At 34.4% G+C, this 18,239-nt stretch carries 18 protein-coding genes and 1 pseudogene; 16 read left to right on the top strand and 3 right to left on the bottom strand.

Annotated features, from left to right (window positions below; translation table 11 throughout):
• Positions 1–46: 46 nt before the first annotated feature.
• Positions 47–1,078, top strand: coding sequence for a hypothetical protein (locus G3I01_RS11725; RefSeq protein ID WP_219548084.1), 1,032 nt, complete (start codon positions 47–49; stop codon positions 1,076–1,078).
• A 39-nt stretch (positions 1,079–1,117) separates the two neighbouring features.
• On the opposite strand, the gene G3I01_RS11720 is transcribed toward G3I01_RS11725, so the two are convergent.
• On the bottom strand, positions 1,118–2,083 hold the full coding sequence (locus tag G3I01_RS11720; RefSeq protein ID WP_219552817.1) for an IS110 family transposase: 966 nt from the start codon (positions 2,081–2,083) through the stop codon (positions 1,118–1,120).
• Between the two features lie 395 nt (positions 2,084–2,478).
• On the opposite strand from G3I01_RS11720, the gene G3I01_RS11715 reads away from it, so the two are divergent.
• The 8 genes from G3I01_RS11715 (at position 2,479) to G3I01_RS11680 (ending at position 7,601) form a co-directional block, all read left to right on the top strand.
• Entirely contained in the window at positions 2,479–2,892 is a 414-nt protein-coding gene (locus G3I01_RS11715) for a cytochrome c oxidase assembly factor Coa1 family protein (RefSeq protein ID WP_219548082.1), read from the top strand.
• Positions 2,893–3,048: 156 nt separating this feature from the next.
• A complete protein-coding gene (locus G3I01_RS11710; RefSeq protein ID WP_219548080.1) occupies positions 3,049–3,555 on the top strand; it encodes a hypothetical protein in 507 nt (168 codons plus the stop codon).
• Between the two features lie 237 nt (positions 3,556–3,792).
• A complete protein-coding gene (locus tag G3I01_RS11705) occupies positions 3,793–4,491 on the top strand; it encodes a DUF6090 family protein (protein ID WP_219548078.1) in 699 nt (232 codons plus the stop codon).
• Positions 4,492–4,541: 50 nt separating this feature from the next.
• The gene (locus G3I01_RS11700) at positions 4,542–5,357 is read left to right on the top strand and encodes a helix-turn-helix domain-containing protein (protein ID WP_219548076.1); all 816 of its coding nucleotides are present in this window, start codon (positions 4,542–4,544) and stop codon (positions 5,355–5,357) included.
• A gap of 73 nt (positions 5,358–5,430) precedes the next feature.
• A complete protein-coding gene (locus tag G3I01_RS11695; protein WP_219548074.1) occupies positions 5,431–5,799 on the top strand; it encodes a VOC family protein in 369 nt (122 codons plus the stop codon).
• Between the two features lie 4 nt (positions 5,800–5,803).
• Positions 5,804–6,283: a DUF6265 family protein gene (locus tag G3I01_RS11690; RefSeq protein ID WP_219548072.1), complete on the top strand. Its 480-nt coding sequence runs from the start codon at positions 5,804–5,806 to the stop codon at positions 6,281–6,283.
• A gap of 217 nt (positions 6,284–6,500) precedes the next feature.
• Positions 6,501–6,836 (top strand): hypothetical protein, encoded by a 336-nt coding sequence (locus G3I01_RS11685; protein ID WP_219548070.1) that lies wholly within the window; start codon positions 6,501–6,503, stop codon positions 6,834–6,836.
• A 405-nt stretch (positions 6,837–7,241) separates the two neighbouring features.
• Positions 7,242–7,601, top strand: a complete 360-nt coding sequence (locus G3I01_RS11680; protein WP_219548068.1) for a hypothetical protein — start codon at positions 7,242–7,244, stop codon at positions 7,599–7,601.
• A 52-nt stretch (positions 7,602–7,653) separates the two neighbouring features.
• On the opposite strand, the pseudogene G3I01_RS11675 reads toward G3I01_RS11680, so the two are convergent.
• Positions 7,654–8,618 (bottom strand): annotated as a pseudogene (locus G3I01_RS11675) (IS110 family transposase).
• Positions 8,619–8,978: 360 nt separating this feature from the next.
• On the opposite strand from G3I01_RS11675, the gene G3I01_RS11670 reads away from it, so the two are divergent.
• The 4 genes from G3I01_RS11670 to G3I01_RS11655 all read left to right on the top strand — a co-directional run bounded on the left by G3I01_RS11670 (position 8,979) and on the right by G3I01_RS11655 (position 13,243).
• Positions 8,979–10,064: an SMP-30/gluconolactonase/LRE family protein gene (locus G3I01_RS11670; protein ID WP_219548066.1), complete on the top strand. Its 1,086-nt coding sequence runs from the start codon at positions 8,979–8,981 to the stop codon at positions 10,062–10,064.
• A 311-nt stretch (positions 10,065–10,375) separates the two neighbouring features.
• A complete protein-coding gene (locus G3I01_RS11665) occupies positions 10,376–11,695 on the top strand; it encodes a hypothetical protein (RefSeq protein WP_219548064.1) in 1,320 nt (439 codons plus the stop codon).
• A 235-nt stretch (positions 11,696–11,930) separates the two neighbouring features.
• Entirely contained in the window at positions 11,931–12,365 is a 435-nt protein-coding gene (locus G3I01_RS11660) for a hypothetical protein (protein WP_219548062.1), read from the top strand.
• A 311-nt stretch (positions 12,366–12,676) separates the two neighbouring features.
• Positions 12,677–13,243, top strand: a complete 567-nt coding sequence (locus G3I01_RS11655; protein WP_257710573.1) for a DUF2306 domain-containing protein — start codon at positions 12,677–12,679, stop codon at positions 13,241–13,243.
• Positions 13,244–13,402: 159 nt separating this feature from the next.
• On the opposite strand, the gene G3I01_RS11650 is transcribed toward G3I01_RS11655, so the two are convergent.
• Positions 13,403–14,560, bottom strand: coding sequence for a transporter (locus G3I01_RS11650; protein WP_257710572.1), 1,158 nt, complete (start codon positions 14,558–14,560; stop codon positions 13,403–13,405).
• A 148-nt stretch (positions 14,561–14,708) separates the two neighbouring features.
• Between G3I01_RS11650 and G3I01_RS11645 the strand changes: the two genes are divergently transcribed.
• The 3 genes from G3I01_RS11645 (at position 14,709) to G3I01_RS11635 (ending at position 18,236) form a co-directional block, all read left to right on the top strand.
• Complete coding sequence (locus G3I01_RS11645) at positions 14,709–15,977, top strand: HAMP domain-containing sensor histidine kinase (RefSeq protein ID WP_219548058.1); 1,269 nt, start codon at positions 14,709–14,711, stop codon at positions 15,975–15,977.
• Positions 15,961–16,668, top strand: coding sequence for a response regulator transcription factor (locus tag G3I01_RS11640; protein WP_219548056.1), 708 nt, complete (start codon positions 15,961–15,963; stop codon positions 16,666–16,668). Before G3I01_RS11645 ends, G3I01_RS11640 begins: the two co-directional genes overlap by 17 nt.
• Before the next feature lie 176 nt (positions 16,669–16,844).
• Entirely contained in the window at positions 16,845–18,236 is a 1,392-nt protein-coding gene (locus G3I01_RS11635) for a vanadium-dependent haloperoxidase (RefSeq protein WP_219548054.1), read from the top strand.
• Positions 18,237–18,239 lie beyond the last annotated feature (3 nt).

Here is an 18,239-nt window from a genome sequence, read left to right as displayed (position 1 = left end):
ACTGGCTATAACCGAGACCGTTGTAGCCAATTAATTAAAAACAAATATGGAAGATTTTTTTAAAATTTATAAAAGAATATTTAATAGCTTTTTTAAAACTGGGTTTCCCTTAATACTCATATTAATTCTAATATTTACATTTTTTGTTTTAGAAAACTATGAAAAAACAGATGATTTAAGTGCTATTCTAAATAAGCCGGAATTTATATTATCATTAGCGGGTTTAACAATTACGGTTTTTTTCTTTCTTTTTCAATATTTAGAATCGGGGAAAAGTAATTTAAAAGAATCTAAGGATGTTGAATATGAACTTGAAGAAATAAAAAATTTAATTAGAAAAAACTTTAAAAATAGAGAAGAGTCTAATGAGAGTTTAAATAAGATCTTTCAAGAATTTAAAACAGAAATAAATTCGACAAGAAATCAGAAAATTGATTTAACTGAAATTGATAAAGAAAAACTTTATGATATTCTAAGTGATAAAATAGATAAAAATCTCACTTCAGAAATTTTAAATTCTATAAACGAAAAATATGGTGAGTTAGCAATAGAACACAATCGGTACAATGAATTATTAAGAGATCTGCACGAGTTAAAATTTAGAATTATTAGCGAAATAAAACAATTATCTAAAAGAGCTAATATTAATTTAGGAATAGGTTCTGCTTTGACTGTTGTTGCTGGTGCTGTACTATGGATTACCGTAATTTCCACAACCTTAGAGTTTCAAGAAATCACACCTTTATTAAGTTTTTATATTCCTCGATTATCTATAATAATTTTTATAGAAGTATTTTCTTTCTTCTTTTTAAAACTATACAAAGCAAACCTTGATAATATTAAATACTATCACAATGAGATGACCAATATTGAGTTAAAAATCACATCTCTCAAATCATCTTTAATGAAGGGGGATAAAGATTTATTATCCAACGTTATAAACGAACTTTCTCAAACTGAACGAAATTTCATAATTCCAAAAGGTAACACAACTATAGAGCTTGAAAGAATTAAAACTGAAAAAAACAATTCTGATAAATTGATAAAATTGCTAAAATCAACAATTAGTAAGAATTAACTGGCTACAACAAAGAACTAAGGTAAAATCCAAGTACTTCTAAGCTAATTTCGATATATAATTTTCCTGGTAAGAAGTTCCTGATTTAGCTATGGCAAATGCCTGTTTCAGGAGCTTATTGCACACAGCTATAAGTGCCAGTTTCTTACTCTTACCCTTCTCAACTATTCGTTCATAAATTTCCCTGCAAGCTTTATTAGTTTTGCAAGCAGTGAAACTACACATGAATAGTAAATTCCGAAGCTTTCGATTGCCTACTTTACTAATTCGACTGCGTCCTCTTACACTGGTTCCGGATTGCCTGATCGTTGGGGTGATCCCGGTAAAACAGCAAAGCTGCCTGGCATTCTCAAAACTGGTAAATCCGTCTGTAAGCACAATTAACAACATCGCTGTCTTCTTACCCATCCCTGGAATACTAGTTAATTGCTCCAGTTGATCTTCCTGGGTTTGCCTGACTAAGAATTCCAGCTTGGTTTCAATCTGATCTAATTCCTTCTCTAATTGCTTTAGCATTCGGACGAGTGATCTACTAACAGTCTTTGAAGGTGTACCGAGAGCTTTCTCTCCGTGTATCTTATTCTTCACCGCAGTGCGTTGTTTCAAATAAAGATCCTGAAGACTTAGTAGCTGCAAACACTCTGCCTGCATGGCGTTTCTGGCTGTGTACAAAGGAACTTTTGTAGCCTGTGCATATTCACAGATCGCTTTGGCATCACTTTTATCGGTCTTGATCTTGGAGAGTTTCATCTGAATAAAACGCTTCACCGAAAGTGGATTCACAACCGATACCGTTATACCTTTCTCATATAAATACTGGGCTAATCTGTAATGATAATAACCAGTAGCTTCCATAACTACCAGGCTGTCATTCTTAATTAACTTCAGCAAGCCTTTAAAGCCTTTTACATCATTAGAGAACTGGTCATGCCTTCCATTTTGATCAACCACATCAAAGAATGATTTACTAATGTCTACTCCGTAAAAATGTTTAAATTTATCCATATGAGAATGATTGGAAAGAACAGCTACTTTGGTTTTCATCGACTTAAAAACGAGATCTAGGTCTCACAGAACTAAACGAAATTAAAGTAGAAAAGAGAGGGGATTATCATTGTTGACGGAATCTCAAGTTCCCACGGTTCATGTAATCTTATTCCTCTCTTTTGTTCTTTCTGGTTATACAATCAAAATTTAGAGAAATTAAACTTAAGACGGTTCATCGCCAATAAGCGGCACCGTTAGAAGGAAAATAATTAACTTGACCAACAAACCAAGACTAAGCCGACAAATCCGCGTCCCTTACTCCGCCAACTGGCGATAACCGAGACCGTTGCCAGCAATTTTTAGAAAATCCAGGAAAGAACTGAATTTAAAATCTCCAATAAATTAATGTCCAAATGAGTAAAAGTCTAAAATGGTTGATTCCAATTGTAGTTGTTATAGGAATTATATTCTATTTATTTACATCATCCGGAATGGGAAAAATTGCAACTGATTTAACCCAGGCATATGCAGATCCAGAACTTTACAATAATGCAATTGAGAAGGCTAACTCTGACCAGAGGATATTAGAAAACATTGGAGAAATACAGCCAATAGACAAAATGAGTATTTTGAACGGAGAAGTTAATTTTTCAGATGATAACCAAAAAGTAAATTCAACGATAAAAGTTATTGGTTCAAAAGGAAATGGAAAATTAGATTTAACCGCAGAAAGAGAAAATGAAAGCTGGCGCTACGAGAGGATTAATGTTCGAATTAAAGATTCTGCAAAGAAGAAAAAAACTATTGAAATAATAAATCTACCATAAACTGCAGGCAACAACGGTTCAGCACCAATAAGCGGTACCGCTAGAAAGAAAATAATTAAATTGATCAACAAATCAATACTAAGCCGACAAATCCGCGTCCCATACTCCGCCAACTGGCGATAACCGAGACCGTTGTGGTGCATTTAATAAAGAATCGTGAAAGTAGAAATTATCAACCAACCTTATTCTGGAGAATATCAAGAAAAAATTTATGATATTGAAAGTGTTTGGAATTCTAAATTTTGGTCTTGGATTAAAATGACAAATAAAGATTTAGAAATTGTCGGACAATTTCGAGGATCTTCTAAAGAAGTAAAGTGCTCTGATCCTTTAAATGAAATTATAGTTTTAACATCAGATTTTATCTACAGACTAGAAGGAAATAATTTTGAAATCATTGAAGCAGAGAGACAACCACAATATCATGACTTAGAAGTTTCACCAAACGGAGATTTTATTTTACATGATTATTACAATATTTATAGAATGAATGGTGAGTTTTCAAAAATGATAAATATAGAAGGTCCTGTACAGATGGATGATATAAAATTTATAAAATGGGAAAATAATAAGCTTTATTTTGAATTTGAAGAAATTGGAAATTGGGAAGAAAAAAGATTAATGTATTTAGATACATCTACTTGGAAAATTCAACAACTTTAAACGCACCACAACAGCGGTTCATCTCAAATTCCGGGTTTCACAAAAAAGAAGTAAATTAGGTTTCTAACAAACAAAAGCGTTAGCCGACAAGTCCGCGTTCCTACTCCCGCAACTTGCGATAACCGCAAACCGTTGTGCTTCATTATTTTAAATAGCGATTTTCTATAGCTCATTCATTTCTGAGGTCAACCTAATTGATTAATTATTATATATTTAGAGCAGTCAAACAATTCTCTAATGATAAAATTCTTTCGTAGAATTAGGCAAAAAATACTCTCTGAAAATAAATTCAGCAAATACCTGATTTATGCCATAGGAGAAATAGTACTTGTGGTTATTGGAATTTTAATAGCTGTACAAGTTAACGACTTGAAGAAAACAAATATTGAAAATGAATTAGAGCAAAATTACCTAATGAATCTTATAATTGAACTAAAACAAGATTCTATAGGTTTGACTAAGAATTATAAAAAATTAGAAATACAAGCACGAACTAAGGATCTTTTTCTAGATATAATCCGGGGAGGTACTAAAAGTGATTCTGTAATAGAATTCTTTGAATACCAATGGAGACCAATTCAACCTTATATCCCAACCAAAGCAACATTTACTGAAATGAGTTCAAGCTCACACTTGAGAATAATTAAAAATGATTTGCTCCGAGAAGAAATAATCAAATTGTATAATTCATATGATGCATTTGAAAAAGAAGAAGCTTTATTAGTTCAAACTTCAACTCAAAATATAATTAATAGATTATCTCAAACAATACCAGATATGTCTAATTATGATACAAATGATATTATGTCATTGAAATCTGACACCTATCTATTGAATAGTATTCAATTGAATGGGGCATATACGAGGAGAGATAATTATAAAGTTATGATTGACAACTGTACTGACTTAATTAAAAATATTGAAGAATATAGATAAATGAGATTCCAAAAATAATTTGGAATAGAATATAACAAAAGCACAGTACTATGACTTACCTAACATTTGAACCGAGCGATGATTTAGCGACACTCGTCAAATGCTATTGGACCTTGGAAAGTCCGAGAGAAGAATCTCCCGAAAAACAAACTATAGTTCCTGACGGCTGTATGGAAATGATTTTTCATTACGGGGATTTGTATAAACAGTATATCGGTCTAGGGAACAGTTTAATCCAACCTAAATGCTTTGTGATAGGGCAACTTACAAGACCCCTTGAAATTGAACCAACAGGCAAAACAGGAATTTTTTCCGTTCGTTTTCATCCCAACGGATTTTTACCCTTTGCCAATATTCCCATAAAGGAAATGGAAAATACAGCCGTTTCTTTGGAAAAATTGTTTGGAAATGACGGACTGGAAATTGAAAAAAGGGTTTTAAAAGCGACTACGACTTCTCAAAAAATAAAACTAATTGAAACCTTCTTACTCAACCGACTTACAAACACCGCAACAATTGACCGCATTGTAAAATCAACCGTCGAAACGATTTTAACAGGTAATGGACAACTTTCGGTTTATGAACTTTCCAAGCAAACCAATATCAACCGTAGACGGTTAGAACGGAAATTTTCATTGGCCATTGGCTTAAGCCCAAAACAACTTTCAAAAACAATTAGATTACAGTCAACACTTAAAATGTTGCTGACCAAAAATTTTACAAGCCTTACAGCTTTGGCTTACGAAAACGAATACTACGATCAAGCCCATTTCATAAAGGATTTCAAGGAGCTTACTGGATTTACACCTAAAGAGTTTTACGGGAACAATTTGAAAATGTCTTCGCTTTTCTACGGCAAAGATTAACCTTGTCGCATTTTTACAATTTTAGGTTTTTAAGGCTTTGCAACTTTACACCTTAATGTAAAAATATCAGAAAATGGAAAATTTAATTAATTGGTTTGAAATTCCCGCTACAGATTTCAGCAGGGCAACAACATTTTACAAAGTTATTTTAGGCCTAGACATCCAGGAAACCAAAATGTTTGGTACTAAAATGGGATTCTTCCCAACTGATGGGAAAAACGTTTCGGGAGCAATCGTACAAGGCGAAGATTATAAACCTTCGACCAGCGGAGTTGTTGCATTCTTGAATGGTGGGAAAGATTTACAAAAGGTATTGGATAAAGTAGAAAGTGCTAGCGGAACTGTTATTGTTCAAAAAACGCAAATCAGTCCTGAAATGGGTTACTTCGGAATGTTTATTGACACCGAAGGCAATAAAATGGCAGTTCATTCAATGGGATAAAACCATGAAAACGGGAATGAAATTGTTTATTGTAGCTGTGGGCTTGGTTATCCTGGGCGCCTGGACTCCTAAGCAAACGAATGACATTGACAAAGCGGCATGGCTAATCGGAACTTGGGAAAACTTTACTGAAAGAGGAAAGATTTATGAAACCTGGAGCAAGGAAAGTAACAATGGGTTATCTGGAATTAACTACTCAATTAAGAATAGAGATACTGTTGTATTTGAAAATATTCAATTGGTTCAGGAAAAAAACATTCTGTTTTATATTCCGATAGTTAAGAATCAAAATGACGCTTTGCCGGTTCGTTTTGCTAACAAAATCAACACAGAAAATCCATTGGTTTTTGAAAATAAACAGCACGACTTTCCTCAAGTTATTGCATATACTAAAATTAATGCAGACTCATTAGTGGCGGAAATTTCAGGAATTAGAAATGGGCAAAAGCAAAAGCAAACCTTTCCAATGAAAAAAATAAATTAGAGGATTGGAGTTCTAGTGAAAAGAGATCGTCCAATTTTCCACCAAAGAAGCAAGTAATTTATCAATGCGGCCCATTGGATAATTATTATATACTGAAATGGCACATTATGTTTTTCCGTAAATTTAGATCACAATAGAACTTTTGTGGAAGAAGGCGATAAGGTAATTACTATAAAAAAGAGTTCAAATAATTGTTAACCAAAAATGAATATAATTAATGGCCCGGTTACAAAACAAATTAAACTGGCGAGTTTTTACAAACAAACAGAGAAATGAAGCAATTGAAGACTTAAAAAATGCCATTTCAAAAACTGATGGTTATATAATCAATTTTAACACGTTTTCTGATCTTGCTTTAAGTTTAACGGTTGAGATCGAAGAAAAAAGCATTCATAAATTATATCAAAAAATCAATGAAGTACTCAAAATATCCGAATCGGAACCTGAAAATCTGAATTTGAATTCGAATAAAGATTGGTGGATCTTTATAAATTTCTCTTTTGGTAAAGGTAAAGGAGAACTAAAAGTTAATGTACCTGATGTTCCTGGTTAATAGTCAAAATCTAGAAAATGTAAATTCTACAATAGATTTTAATCCAAATTTCCCGATCGAATAAATCGTTTAGAAACACCAGTGAAGTTGTAATGATGCAGAAAGATAATCCTAATTCTACTTAGAAAGGCTTTAAGGAATTAATAAAGAATCCTATCAGTTATAATTAGACATCAAAGCCTATTTAAAACAAAAACGTCTAAAATAACGATAGCACAACAACGGTTCATCGCCAATAAGCGGCACCGTTAGAAAGAAAATAATTAACTTGACCAACAAACCAATACTAAGCCGACAAATCCGCGTCCCCTACTCCGCCAACTGGCGATAACCGGGACCGTTACCTTTAATTGCACCAGCCAGCATTTTCATTTTAAAATTGTAAATTGATAGAAAACCAGTAAGATGAAAAATTTAAACACGTTTATTTTAACAATCAGTACCTTATTCATTTTTGGCTGTTCTTCCAATAAAAAAACAGCAAATTTTGAAGAAGACTTTAAACAAGATTATAAACTAGAAAAAATAGTTTACGACATCAAGGATAATAAATCCAGACGGCTACTAGAAAAGGAAGTTGAGCAAACCAAATTCAAAGAAGGACAATCTTTAGATAAAGTAACCTTTATAAAAGAAAGAAAACGAATTACTTCATTAATAAGAAAAAACATTAATCCTGATTTTTCAGAAGATAAAGTTCGTTTCGAAATTGATACAACTTTAGCAAACAATAAATTTTCGGTCTTGGCGATAGTGGAAAATTAGTAGTAGGTGCAACTAAAAGGTAACAAAGAACTAAGGTAAAATCCAAGTACTTCTAAGCTAATTTCGACATATAATTTTCCTGGTAATAAGTTCCTGATTTGGCTATGGCAAAAGCCTGTTTTAGTAGCTTGTTACACACGGCAATCAGTGCCAGTTTCTTACTCTTTCCTTGTTCCACAATGCGTTCATAAAGTTCGCTGCAGGCCTTGTTATGTTTACAAGCGGTAAAGCTACAGAGGAATAGCAGGTTTCGCAGTTTCCGGTTCCCTACTTTGCTGATTCGGCTACGCCCTCTTACACTGGTTCCGGATTGTCTGATCGTTGGTGTTAGCCCACTATAACAACAAAGTTGCCGCGCATTCTCAAAACTGCTAAATCCATCAGTAATTACAATCAATAGCATCGCCGTCTTCTTTCCCATTCCTGGAATGCTGGTTAACTGCTCCAGTTGATCCTTTTGAGTTTCGCTGACTAATGATTCCAACTTTGATTCCAGCTGGGTTAATTCCTTCTCTAATTGCTTCAGCATTCGGGTAAGCGATCTACTTACAGTCTTTGAGGGGATTCCCAGGGCTTTCTCTCCATGGATCTTGTTCTTCACAGCAGTGCGTTGTTTTAGGTAAAGATCCTGAAGACTCAGAAGCTGCAAACATTCTGCCTGAACAGAATTTCTAGCCGTATATAAAGGAACTTTATTGGCTTGGGCATATTCACGATCGCTCTGGCATCACTTTTATCGGTCTTGACCTTGGAGAGCTTCATCTGAATAAAACGCTTCACCGAAAGTGGATTCACAACCGACACCGTTATACCTTTCTCATACAGATACTGAGCTAATCTGTAATGATAATAACCAGTGGCTTCCATAACTACCAAACTGTCTTTCTTAATAAACTTCAGCAAGCATTTAAAGCCTTTTACATCATTAGAGAACTGATCATGCTTTCCATCCTGATCAATTACATCAAAGAACGATTTACTAATGTCTACTCCGTAAAAATGTTTAATTTTATTCATATAAGAATGATTGGAAAGAACAGCTACTTTGGTTTTCATCGACTTTAAAACGAGATCCAGGTCTCACAGAACTAAACGAAATTAAAGTAGAAAAGAGAGGGGATTATCATTGTTGACGGAATCTCTAGTTCCCACGGTTCATGTAATCTTATTCCTCTCTTTTGTTCTTTCTGGTTATAACATCAAAATTTAGAGAAATTAAACTTAAGACGGTTCATCGCCAATAAGCGGCAACCATTAGTAAGAAAATAATTAACTTGACCAACAAACCAATACTAAGCCGACAAATCCGTGTTCCCTACTCTGCTAACTGGCGATAACCCAGACCGTAATGTATTTTTATAATAAACCTAATTCTAGATGATGAAATTTTTCCGACAATTTTTAATTCTCCATTTATTATTCTTTATATCCTGTAATAATCAACAAAAAGAAAACAGTAAGACGGAGAAAAAAGAAACTGTAGTTCAAAAAAACTTTCCTCATTATAACTACTCAGAGAAAAATTCTATTCCAAAATCTACCAATTTAAACGTACCTGAAGATGGTGTAGGTCTTCCAGACGGAAAAATCATTGTAGCTGATAACAATGATGGTCTTCATGTATTATTAGATAATGGTTCTACTAAACCCTTTGGAAACATGAGAGCAGCTGGATACCTAGAAGGTGGTGCTAGAGGAGTATTTCTGGAAAATGATAACAAACATATTCTTGTTTCTTGTATAAACTCTGGTAAAATATTCCGTGTAGATATCGTAAATGAAACTTCAGAAGTCATATTTCAGCATACGTATGGAGTCAACAATATTTATAAGGATAAAAAAGGAAATATTTGGTTTACACAATCAGGAGAAAATCCAAATGGAACAACAAAGGCACTGGATGAAGCATTTGCAAGTCCAATTCCAACCGGTGCATTATTTCGTTTGCAAAAGGATAAAAAGCAAGATTCATACAATGTAAAAATGATGGCAGATAGTTTATTCTTTGCAAATGGGATCACAATGGATGAAAAAGAAGAATATGTTTATGTGGCAGAGTTGAGATTAGATAGGATTTTAAGATTCCAAATAAAGAATGATACAATTCAAAATAAAGAACAATTCTCTATCATTCTATCTCCTGATAACCTTGAAAGAGGACCGAATGGTGATATATGGGTAGCATCATTGATACAAAATAAAATTTATGTGATAGATATGAACGGTCGAAATAGATATGAAGTATTTTCTGCAAAATCGAGCATGAATGAAGAGAAGCAACAGGAGTGGGTATTGAAAAATCATTTAGGAAAATCTTTACACGATATTGGACATCCAGATATGTGGAATCCTCTCACAGGCCCTTTAACAGGCCTATTTTGGTCTTATGATCAAACTGAAATTTATTTTACTGGACTTGGAACAAAGATTCTAAAATATCCTTTTACAGGGAAAGCTTATTAAAACATAATACAACATCAGTTCATCGCCAATAAGCGGTACCGTTAGAAATAATATAATTCACTTGACCAAAAAATCAATATTAAGCCGACAATCCATATCCCTCACTCTGCCTATTAGCTATGACCGTGATAATAAATAACCAAAGAAATCTTCGAACTCCATTAAACCCGATTTACTAATTCCTAAAAATGCAAATCTTAGAATCCCTTCTTGTAAAATTTTAATTATTTAATATTTTTGGTCCTTCTAGGACCAAAAATGGAATTTTTTCCGTTACCTGTTTTTTAAAACCCAATAATTTTAACCTTTAAATGAACAATTTTATTTCTCGATCGCTGCTATTGGCATCTACTGTTTTATTGTCTTCCTGCCAGAAGGAAGACAATATTCCCCAAACCGATTATTCTATAGAATCTGATGATTATTTCCAAGTTATAAGCAATTATCCTAACGGCTGGATCAAGGAGGCTCAATACACTGATTATTCTTTCGATGAAGATGTTCCTCATTCTGAATTTGAATATTATGAGAACGGTTATATTAAGACAGCAAAGGTATATTCCAGTTATCCTCAGCAACATTTGTATATGGAAGTTAGCCGGAGCGAGGATAATAAACCCCTTTGGTCTAAATATTATACACCGGAAGGTGATCTGTGGTTTAAGACGGATTATGAGAACGGCCTGCCTTCTGAAAAAATAGTATATAGTGAGAAAGGAAAATCTGTTTATAGTTATGAAGCAGGCGATCTGGTAATGGTAGAATTTACCAGTGCCGACGATAGCAGTGCAAGTATCACAGTTTTCGATAAAACTGCAGAAACCAGAACAGTCACTATTAAGAAAGATGGCGAAACCATTCTGGAAGAAGTGTATCCTTACACAGAGGGTCTTGGTTCAACGATGTTAACCGATAACCAGGTTCCGCTGGCTAATCCTTTTTCGAATATTGAAGCAAATTATAGAAAATTAAATGAGTCTTTTTTCCACAACCCTATCTGGCAGAACAGTACAGATCCTATCAAAGAAATTCATCCATTTCGGTATTTTTACAATTATTTCCATTTTAACTTCAACCACACAACCTTTGCTACGAAACTGGCAGTTAACTCAGATCTTTACCAATCTATCATTGAACAGTACCCGGTTAAGGAGAGCGAGGTTCTTGTAATGAATTATAAATATAAAGAAGGCACAATCGGTTTTCTTCCTCGATCTGAAGAAAGAAAATCCCTTAGTGAAGAAATGGCACAGGATCCATCACTATTTGAATTAAAATACGGAAATGAATATGTAGAAAATGTTTATTTCGGGAAAATAATTTATATGATTGGAGTATTGAGAAATATGCCTACCGGTGACAAAGCTGAAAAAGAAATTCAAGGTTTAGTCCGAAAGAAAATGGGATTCATCATTGATGGAGAAAAACCTTTAACCGCTGATGAACAGGAGATCTTAAATAAAGTTTGGTTTGAAGTAAAATTCTTTTCTACGCTGAAAGCTCACCGAAATGGAATTGTTTTAAATACAAATAACGATTACAAGGAGGTCCTTCAGGAATTTGAAGATGCAGAGTCCTCTGTTATCCAATTGGAGTATGCTCCTTTTGAACATATATTTTCCGGAAATTAAAATTTTAAGCTTCTTTAGAAAAAGTCACCCTAAAATGGGTGACTTTTTTATTTTGGAAAAAAGTTACAGTAAGGACTGCGATTAAAAATAATGTTTGATCTCCAGCAGATGTCACCGTTAGAAAGAAAATAATTAAATTGACTAGCTCCGCCAGCTTGAGAACTCCAAGAACGTGGCAACAAATTTTGAAGCAACCAAATCAAAGATTTTACATCTAATATTAAATGATAAGATTATGAAAATCCAAAATATGATGATAATACTCTTTTCAATATTTCTACTTAGCAGTTGTTCTAAAGATGAGGTTAGAGAAGGGATTCCCTACGAAATAATTAAAGACGATCATTTAAGTTATTCAGAAGAAGAAAAAATTCAAAAACAGTTTAAAGTTTTTGAAAATGAAAATCAATGGTTAGACTTCATCCCTGAAATTGAAAGAGTAAATCCTCATCGTGCGGAAAATCTAAAGAATTTAAATTTTGACTTTACAAATAACCATTTAATAATCGTAATTGGAGAGTTTTTTAATTATTGCTGTAGCCAAATAAGTATAAATCTCATTTATAGAAATGGTAATCAAATAATTGTGGATTTCGAAGAAAGCGGACCCCGGGAATTAACTGCTTTAAGTCAAGCTTACCTACTTATACAGATTCAAAAAGAACCTTGAATTGCACAATAGCCTTCACAAAACTTACCACTACCGTTATTTGCCAATAGCCGACACTGCTAGAAAGAAAATAAATAACTAGACCAACAAACCAATACTAAGTCGATAAATCCGACTCCCCAACTCCTCCAATTAGCGACAAAGAGGACATCTACACTGTATCAAGAAAAAATTTCCTGTGAAATTTGATATAATTAAACTAATTTAAGCAAGGAAAATTATAGTTGTATTTTAGGTTGAGTAGAATAATTCATAGATCAAAATGGTTGCTATTTGGGTTTCTGAGTATTTCAGTTGGCCTATACCCTATTTTGTATTTTATTATAGATAGACAATTTGGATTATTATCATCTAAAACCCAGGTGCTCCTAAATGATCTTACCTGGAATTATGCTTTTTATGGGCACATTATTCTTGGGGGACTGGCATTGCTAATAGGATGGATTCAGTTTAGTTCTAGAATACGTAGAAAGAGAATTTCACTTCATAGAAATATCGGAAAAATTTATGTCTTAGCTGCTTTAATTTGTGGATTATGTGGACTTTACATAGCTCAATTTGCAACCGGTGGAATATCAAATGTAATCGGGTTTTCCTTAAGTGCAATTATTTGGTTAACCACTACCTTATTAGCATATCATTCAATTAAAAATCGTAAAATTCAGTTACACAAAGAATTTATGATTTACAGCTATGCCATTTGCTTTTCTGCGGTTACCCTAAGAATTTGGCTTCCAGTTTTGATATCAATAACAGGGGAATTTATTACTGCCTATCTTATAGTTGGTTGGTTGAGTTGGGTTCCAAACTTATTTGTTGCTTATATAATAATTCTAAGAGAGAGAAAAAGATTTTCTGTTCAAAAGTTCTCAAGGTAAATTGACTTAGGTTCACCAAAACTTATTGGTCCTCAATGGGTAGAAAATGAATATAGTTACATAATTTCTTCATTCCTAAACATTCGACTGAATCATAGAACAAAAGAAGCCCTGGGGGCCACCAGAGCTTCAATTCCAACTAAAACATTATTAAGGGCTTTATTCTATTTGATAATCTGTAGTAGATTCCAGTCTTTCTACTTTATTCTTTCTGGGTATCCTGTAAGATATACCAAAATTTATAAGATAATCGGCAAACGCGGCATCACCATTTCTAGGATTGCCGGTAGCTATTTCGGTTTCACGGTCAGTTACACTTTGTGGACGTTCTCTTCGCAACGCCACCGGAACATTAAGGTTGAACAGTATATTCTGATATGCAATTGATAACCCTGGATCTATAGATATTACGTTCCCTGGCCTTCTAAATCCTTCGCTGCCTCCTATAACATCTTCCACAGGAACACCTTCATATCGGACTCCTAGAGATGCAGAAAGGCTATTTGAAACCGTATAACCAAAACCTGTATTTACAGAGAATTGATCTGGAACAGACATGATGGATTCGTTTTCCAGGATTGGATTCAAAGTTTCTCTGAATGTCCTGATTCCATTGGTTTCCCTTGGATTGAATAAATAGAAACCTCCACCATACACAAACAATCGTGAATTTATATTTTGGTAGAACTGAAGACTGGTAGTGAATCCAAATCCTCCATCTCCTGGCTGTATAGACTGGTCTACAGGTCTTACTTGGGGAGAACCTTCAGGTCCTACATTATAAAATATATCAGAAGCATTGTAATTCCCTGTGGGGAGCTTCAAACCAAGTCCTAAAGAAATGTTTCCATCCATATGTGTTGCCGGATCTAATAACCAGTAACCTGCACCTATTCTGATATCAGCAAGTCCACGTGAAAATGTTTTATTCCTTTCTTCCCTTCCATGTTCATAAAGGGACGATCTTTCATTGAGCACCAGTGGCAATGTTATTGAAGCAAACAACCTATTGGTTAACCCGTAGTTTATGCTAAAATCCCAGGAATGAGAATAATTGATAACTTCGGTATTATTTGCAACCCTGTCCGGTTCTTCTTCGGTTCCTTTGAAGTGCCTGAAAGATTTGAAATAACGGTAATTCATTCCTAATAACACATCTCCAGCCTGTAATTGATTTGCCTCCAATTCATTTCCAATTCCGCAGGAAAAATGCCTTATGGCAACACAGCCCTGGGCTTGTATATTCCAAGACGACAGCAAAATGCTCAAAATCAGAAATACTAAAACGGTCTGGAATCTTTTTATAATTACTTTCAAGTTGTAGGTTATTTGGTAGCACAATTTAGAGCCAAAGTATACACCATTGGAGTAACGATAAGTGAAAAAGATTAATGAAAGGTTAATAGAATTAATAAAAAATAAACGCTCTGTCGGAAAGAAAAATTTTAGTAATATAGGATCTATATTGAAAACCAGGATCTTCTATATAGGCATATTTATAGTTTCAGTCATTGGGCTGTTCATAGTGCAGTACCAATTCTTAAGAATTGGACTGAACCTTGCCAAAATACAGTTTGACCAAAAACTTGAAAACACTTCTCGAGATCTGAAAGAGGATTTTGGGAATGAAAATCAACTAAGTTTTTTAATTGGGCATTCTTACCAGGACGAAGGCTATTTTAGTTTGAGCAAAGATAGTTTACAGGATGCTTCGAGACATTTTACCTATGATTTCATTAAAGACAGGTTAAAGCATAATAGAATTGATACAGATTTTTCTTATCAATTGTATTCTGAAGATAGCCTGGTTAATTTGGAATCTCCGATTAGGTTTGAAAATGATGAATCTGTTATTAAATATCCTATAATCCTTACTGGATATTTACCCGATCTTCTGGATAAAAAATTAACCCTGGAACTCAAATTTCAAGACCTTAATACTTACTTTCTTTCGCAGTTAAAAGGCTTGCTCATCCCCGGATTTTTATTCCTTGCTATCATCGTTTTTGTAATGATATGGATGCTTAGGATGTTTTTCTGGCAGCGAAATCTTATCACAATTACCAATGATTTCATTAATAACCTTACCCATGAGTTTAAAACTCCCGTATTTTCTATTGGCATCGCCACTAAGATCCTCGAAAAGGATGTTGATGAAAAGCAAAAACCTATAATTTCAGAAATAAGAAAACAGGTTAGCAGGTTAAATAAACATATTGAACAGGTGCTGGGCCTGGCCAGTCTGGAATCAAAAAAATTCATGGAACTCGAACTGATGGATTTGAGGCCGGCACTACTGGAATGGTGTGAGAATTTTAAAATGCTTGCAGAACTGGAAAATTTCAAGTTTTCCTATGATGTGGAATCCGGAAAGTTTATGCTGAAGGCTGCTCCCTCTCATTTAGAGAATGTAATAACAAATCTCCTGGATAACGCTAAAAAATATTCTGATGAGCCTGAAATATTCTTAAAAACATCAACCCAAAATCAGCAACTTAAAATTGAAGTTATTGATAAAGGGAAAGGTATCTCAGAAAAAGACCAGAAACTTATTTTCAAGAAATTTTACCGGGTCTCGGAAGGAGACCTTCATAAAACAAAAGGTTACGGACTTGGTTTAAGTTACGTGAAAGAAATAATAAAGAGACACCACGGCAAGATCAAAGTTGAAAGCAAACTCAACACTGGTACTAAATTCACTATATTAATCCCTCTACATGAAAAGGAAAAATAAGATTTTACTGGTTGAAGATGATGAATCTCTTGGGTATTTGTTGTCTGAATACTTAAAGATCAAGAATTTCGATGTTTCCTGGGCCAAAACAGGAACAGCAGCTTTGGATCTTATAGAGGAACATATTCATGATTTGATCGTTTTAGATGTGATGCTACCAGATATTGATGGCTTTACTCTTGCGAAGAAAATAAAAGTAGCCAATACTCAAACCCCGTTCATATTCCTTACTGCCAGGTCCCTGAAAGTAGATGTTCTCAAAGGCTTTTCAATGGGAGCCATGGATTACCTGAAAAAACCCATAGATGAAGAAGAACTTGTTACAAGAATTGAAGTTCTTATCTCCAGACTTCAACCCCGAAATAAGGAATTGAATGAGAATAAGGAGATATATGAAATTGGAGAATACATTTTTGAATCAAAGAACCAGAAATTGAGGATTAATGGTGAAAGTTTTTCCCTTACTACAAGGGAAAATGATCTTCTTTTATACCTCCTGAAAAACAAGAATCAGCTATGTTCTCACAAAGAAATTTTAGATCTGCTTTGGGGTAAAAACGATTACTTTAATCGTAAGAGCCTGAACGTATTTATATCCCGCCTAAGAAACTACCTTAAACTCGACCCAAGGATTTCGATTGAAAATCTTCATAAAAAAGGATTTATACTAAACATTCCTGAGGATAATTAAACCCAATTATTTATCCCTTCGGTAAAAATGTAATTCCTCCGAAAATAGTTTATCTCTACAAAAGTGTTTTCTATCCTGAAACATGTCTGTCCCGTCTATTAATCGATTTGCAGCAGTATTCCTACCCTAACTTTAGTTAGATAAACAATCCTTTCCAGGATCAATTGTAAAATATTATGAAAACAAAAAATCACCTTCCGTTAGCTCTATGCTTACTAACATTTTTATGCTCATGCAATAAAGATGAGTTACCGTCGAATGAACCTGATGAATCTTCTATTCAGGATTTATCTTTTAGGAATTATAACAATGGGATGATCAAGTCCTATAATAGTGAGACACTAATTAGCTGGAACATACTTCTTGGTTCCATTGTCGATGAAAAAATGCCTCCGCCACCTGAAGCGAAGATCTATGCGATGGTAACCATAGCTATGCATGATGCATTAAATAATGTTGTGCCAAAATATGAAACATATGCTTTGGATAATACCATGGTTGATGCCAGTTACGTTTCTAAAAAGAATATCCAGGCTTTGGCTGATGCTGCCATATCTCAAGCTGCCAGGGACGTATTGGTTGCTATGTTTCCCGCTTCAGCAACTTCAGCTGATGCTCTATTAAGCGATATTTATTTAAGTATTGAGGATGAGGAATCAAAAACAAAAGGGATGGAAATAGGTAAAGCTGCTGCTGCTGCAATTTTAGAAAAAAGACAGAGTGATTTTCCTTTTATCTTTACTGCTTATTCCGCTCCAGACAATGAACCTGGAACTTATCAGGCAGATTATCCACCCTATATGTTTCCAAACCCACCAATCTGGCCTGCTAACGCTGTCTATACAGTTAATCTGGGAGATCTAACTCCGTTTGGAATAAAAAGCAGCGACCAGTTTCTTGCTGGTTCTCCATATACTGTAGATACTCAGGAATACACTGATGACTACAATGAGGTTAAAAGTTTGGGATGTAGCAATTGTCCTGAAAGAACAAATGAACAAACCGAAATCCGTGATTTCTGGTTTGAACACACCTCCAGTTCCATCAATCGTATCGCCAGGGATTTAATTATGAGAGAAGATCTAAATGGTTGGCAAGCAGCCCGTTTGATCGCTCTTTTAGAAATGAGCCAGATGGATTCTTATATTGCTTCCTTTGAAGAAAAGGACTTTTTCAAATATTGGGCACCAATTACAGCCATACGGCGGGGTGATTCAGATGGAAACTCAGAAACTGTTGGAGATCCAGGATGGGCCACGCTTCGCCCTACCCCTCCCGTCTATGAGTTTCCGTCTACCATGTCTTATGCATCGGCAGCTTCAGCTGAAATTTTAAGACTGTTCTTTGGTACCGATGATTACTCCTTTACCGTAAGCAGCCCTTATTATGTGCCTGGTGTTGAAAGGACCATGAAGAGTTTCTCACAAATATCTCATGAGACTGGACTATCGCGTATTTTCCTTGGTCATCATTTCCGTCATTCAGTTGATGCAGGTGAAAGCAATGGGATCGAACTGGGAAACTATATTTTCGAGAATAATCTTCGGGAGTTGAAGAAACTTAAGTAAAAG

It is taken from the genome of Gramella sp. MT6 (assembly GCF_019357415.1).
Lineage (GTDB): Bacteria > Bacteroidota > Bacteroidia > Flavobacteriales > Flavobacteriaceae > Christiangramia.
Note: the sequence above shows the minus strand (reverse complement) of the source record. Positions and strands in the feature narration are given on the sequence as shown.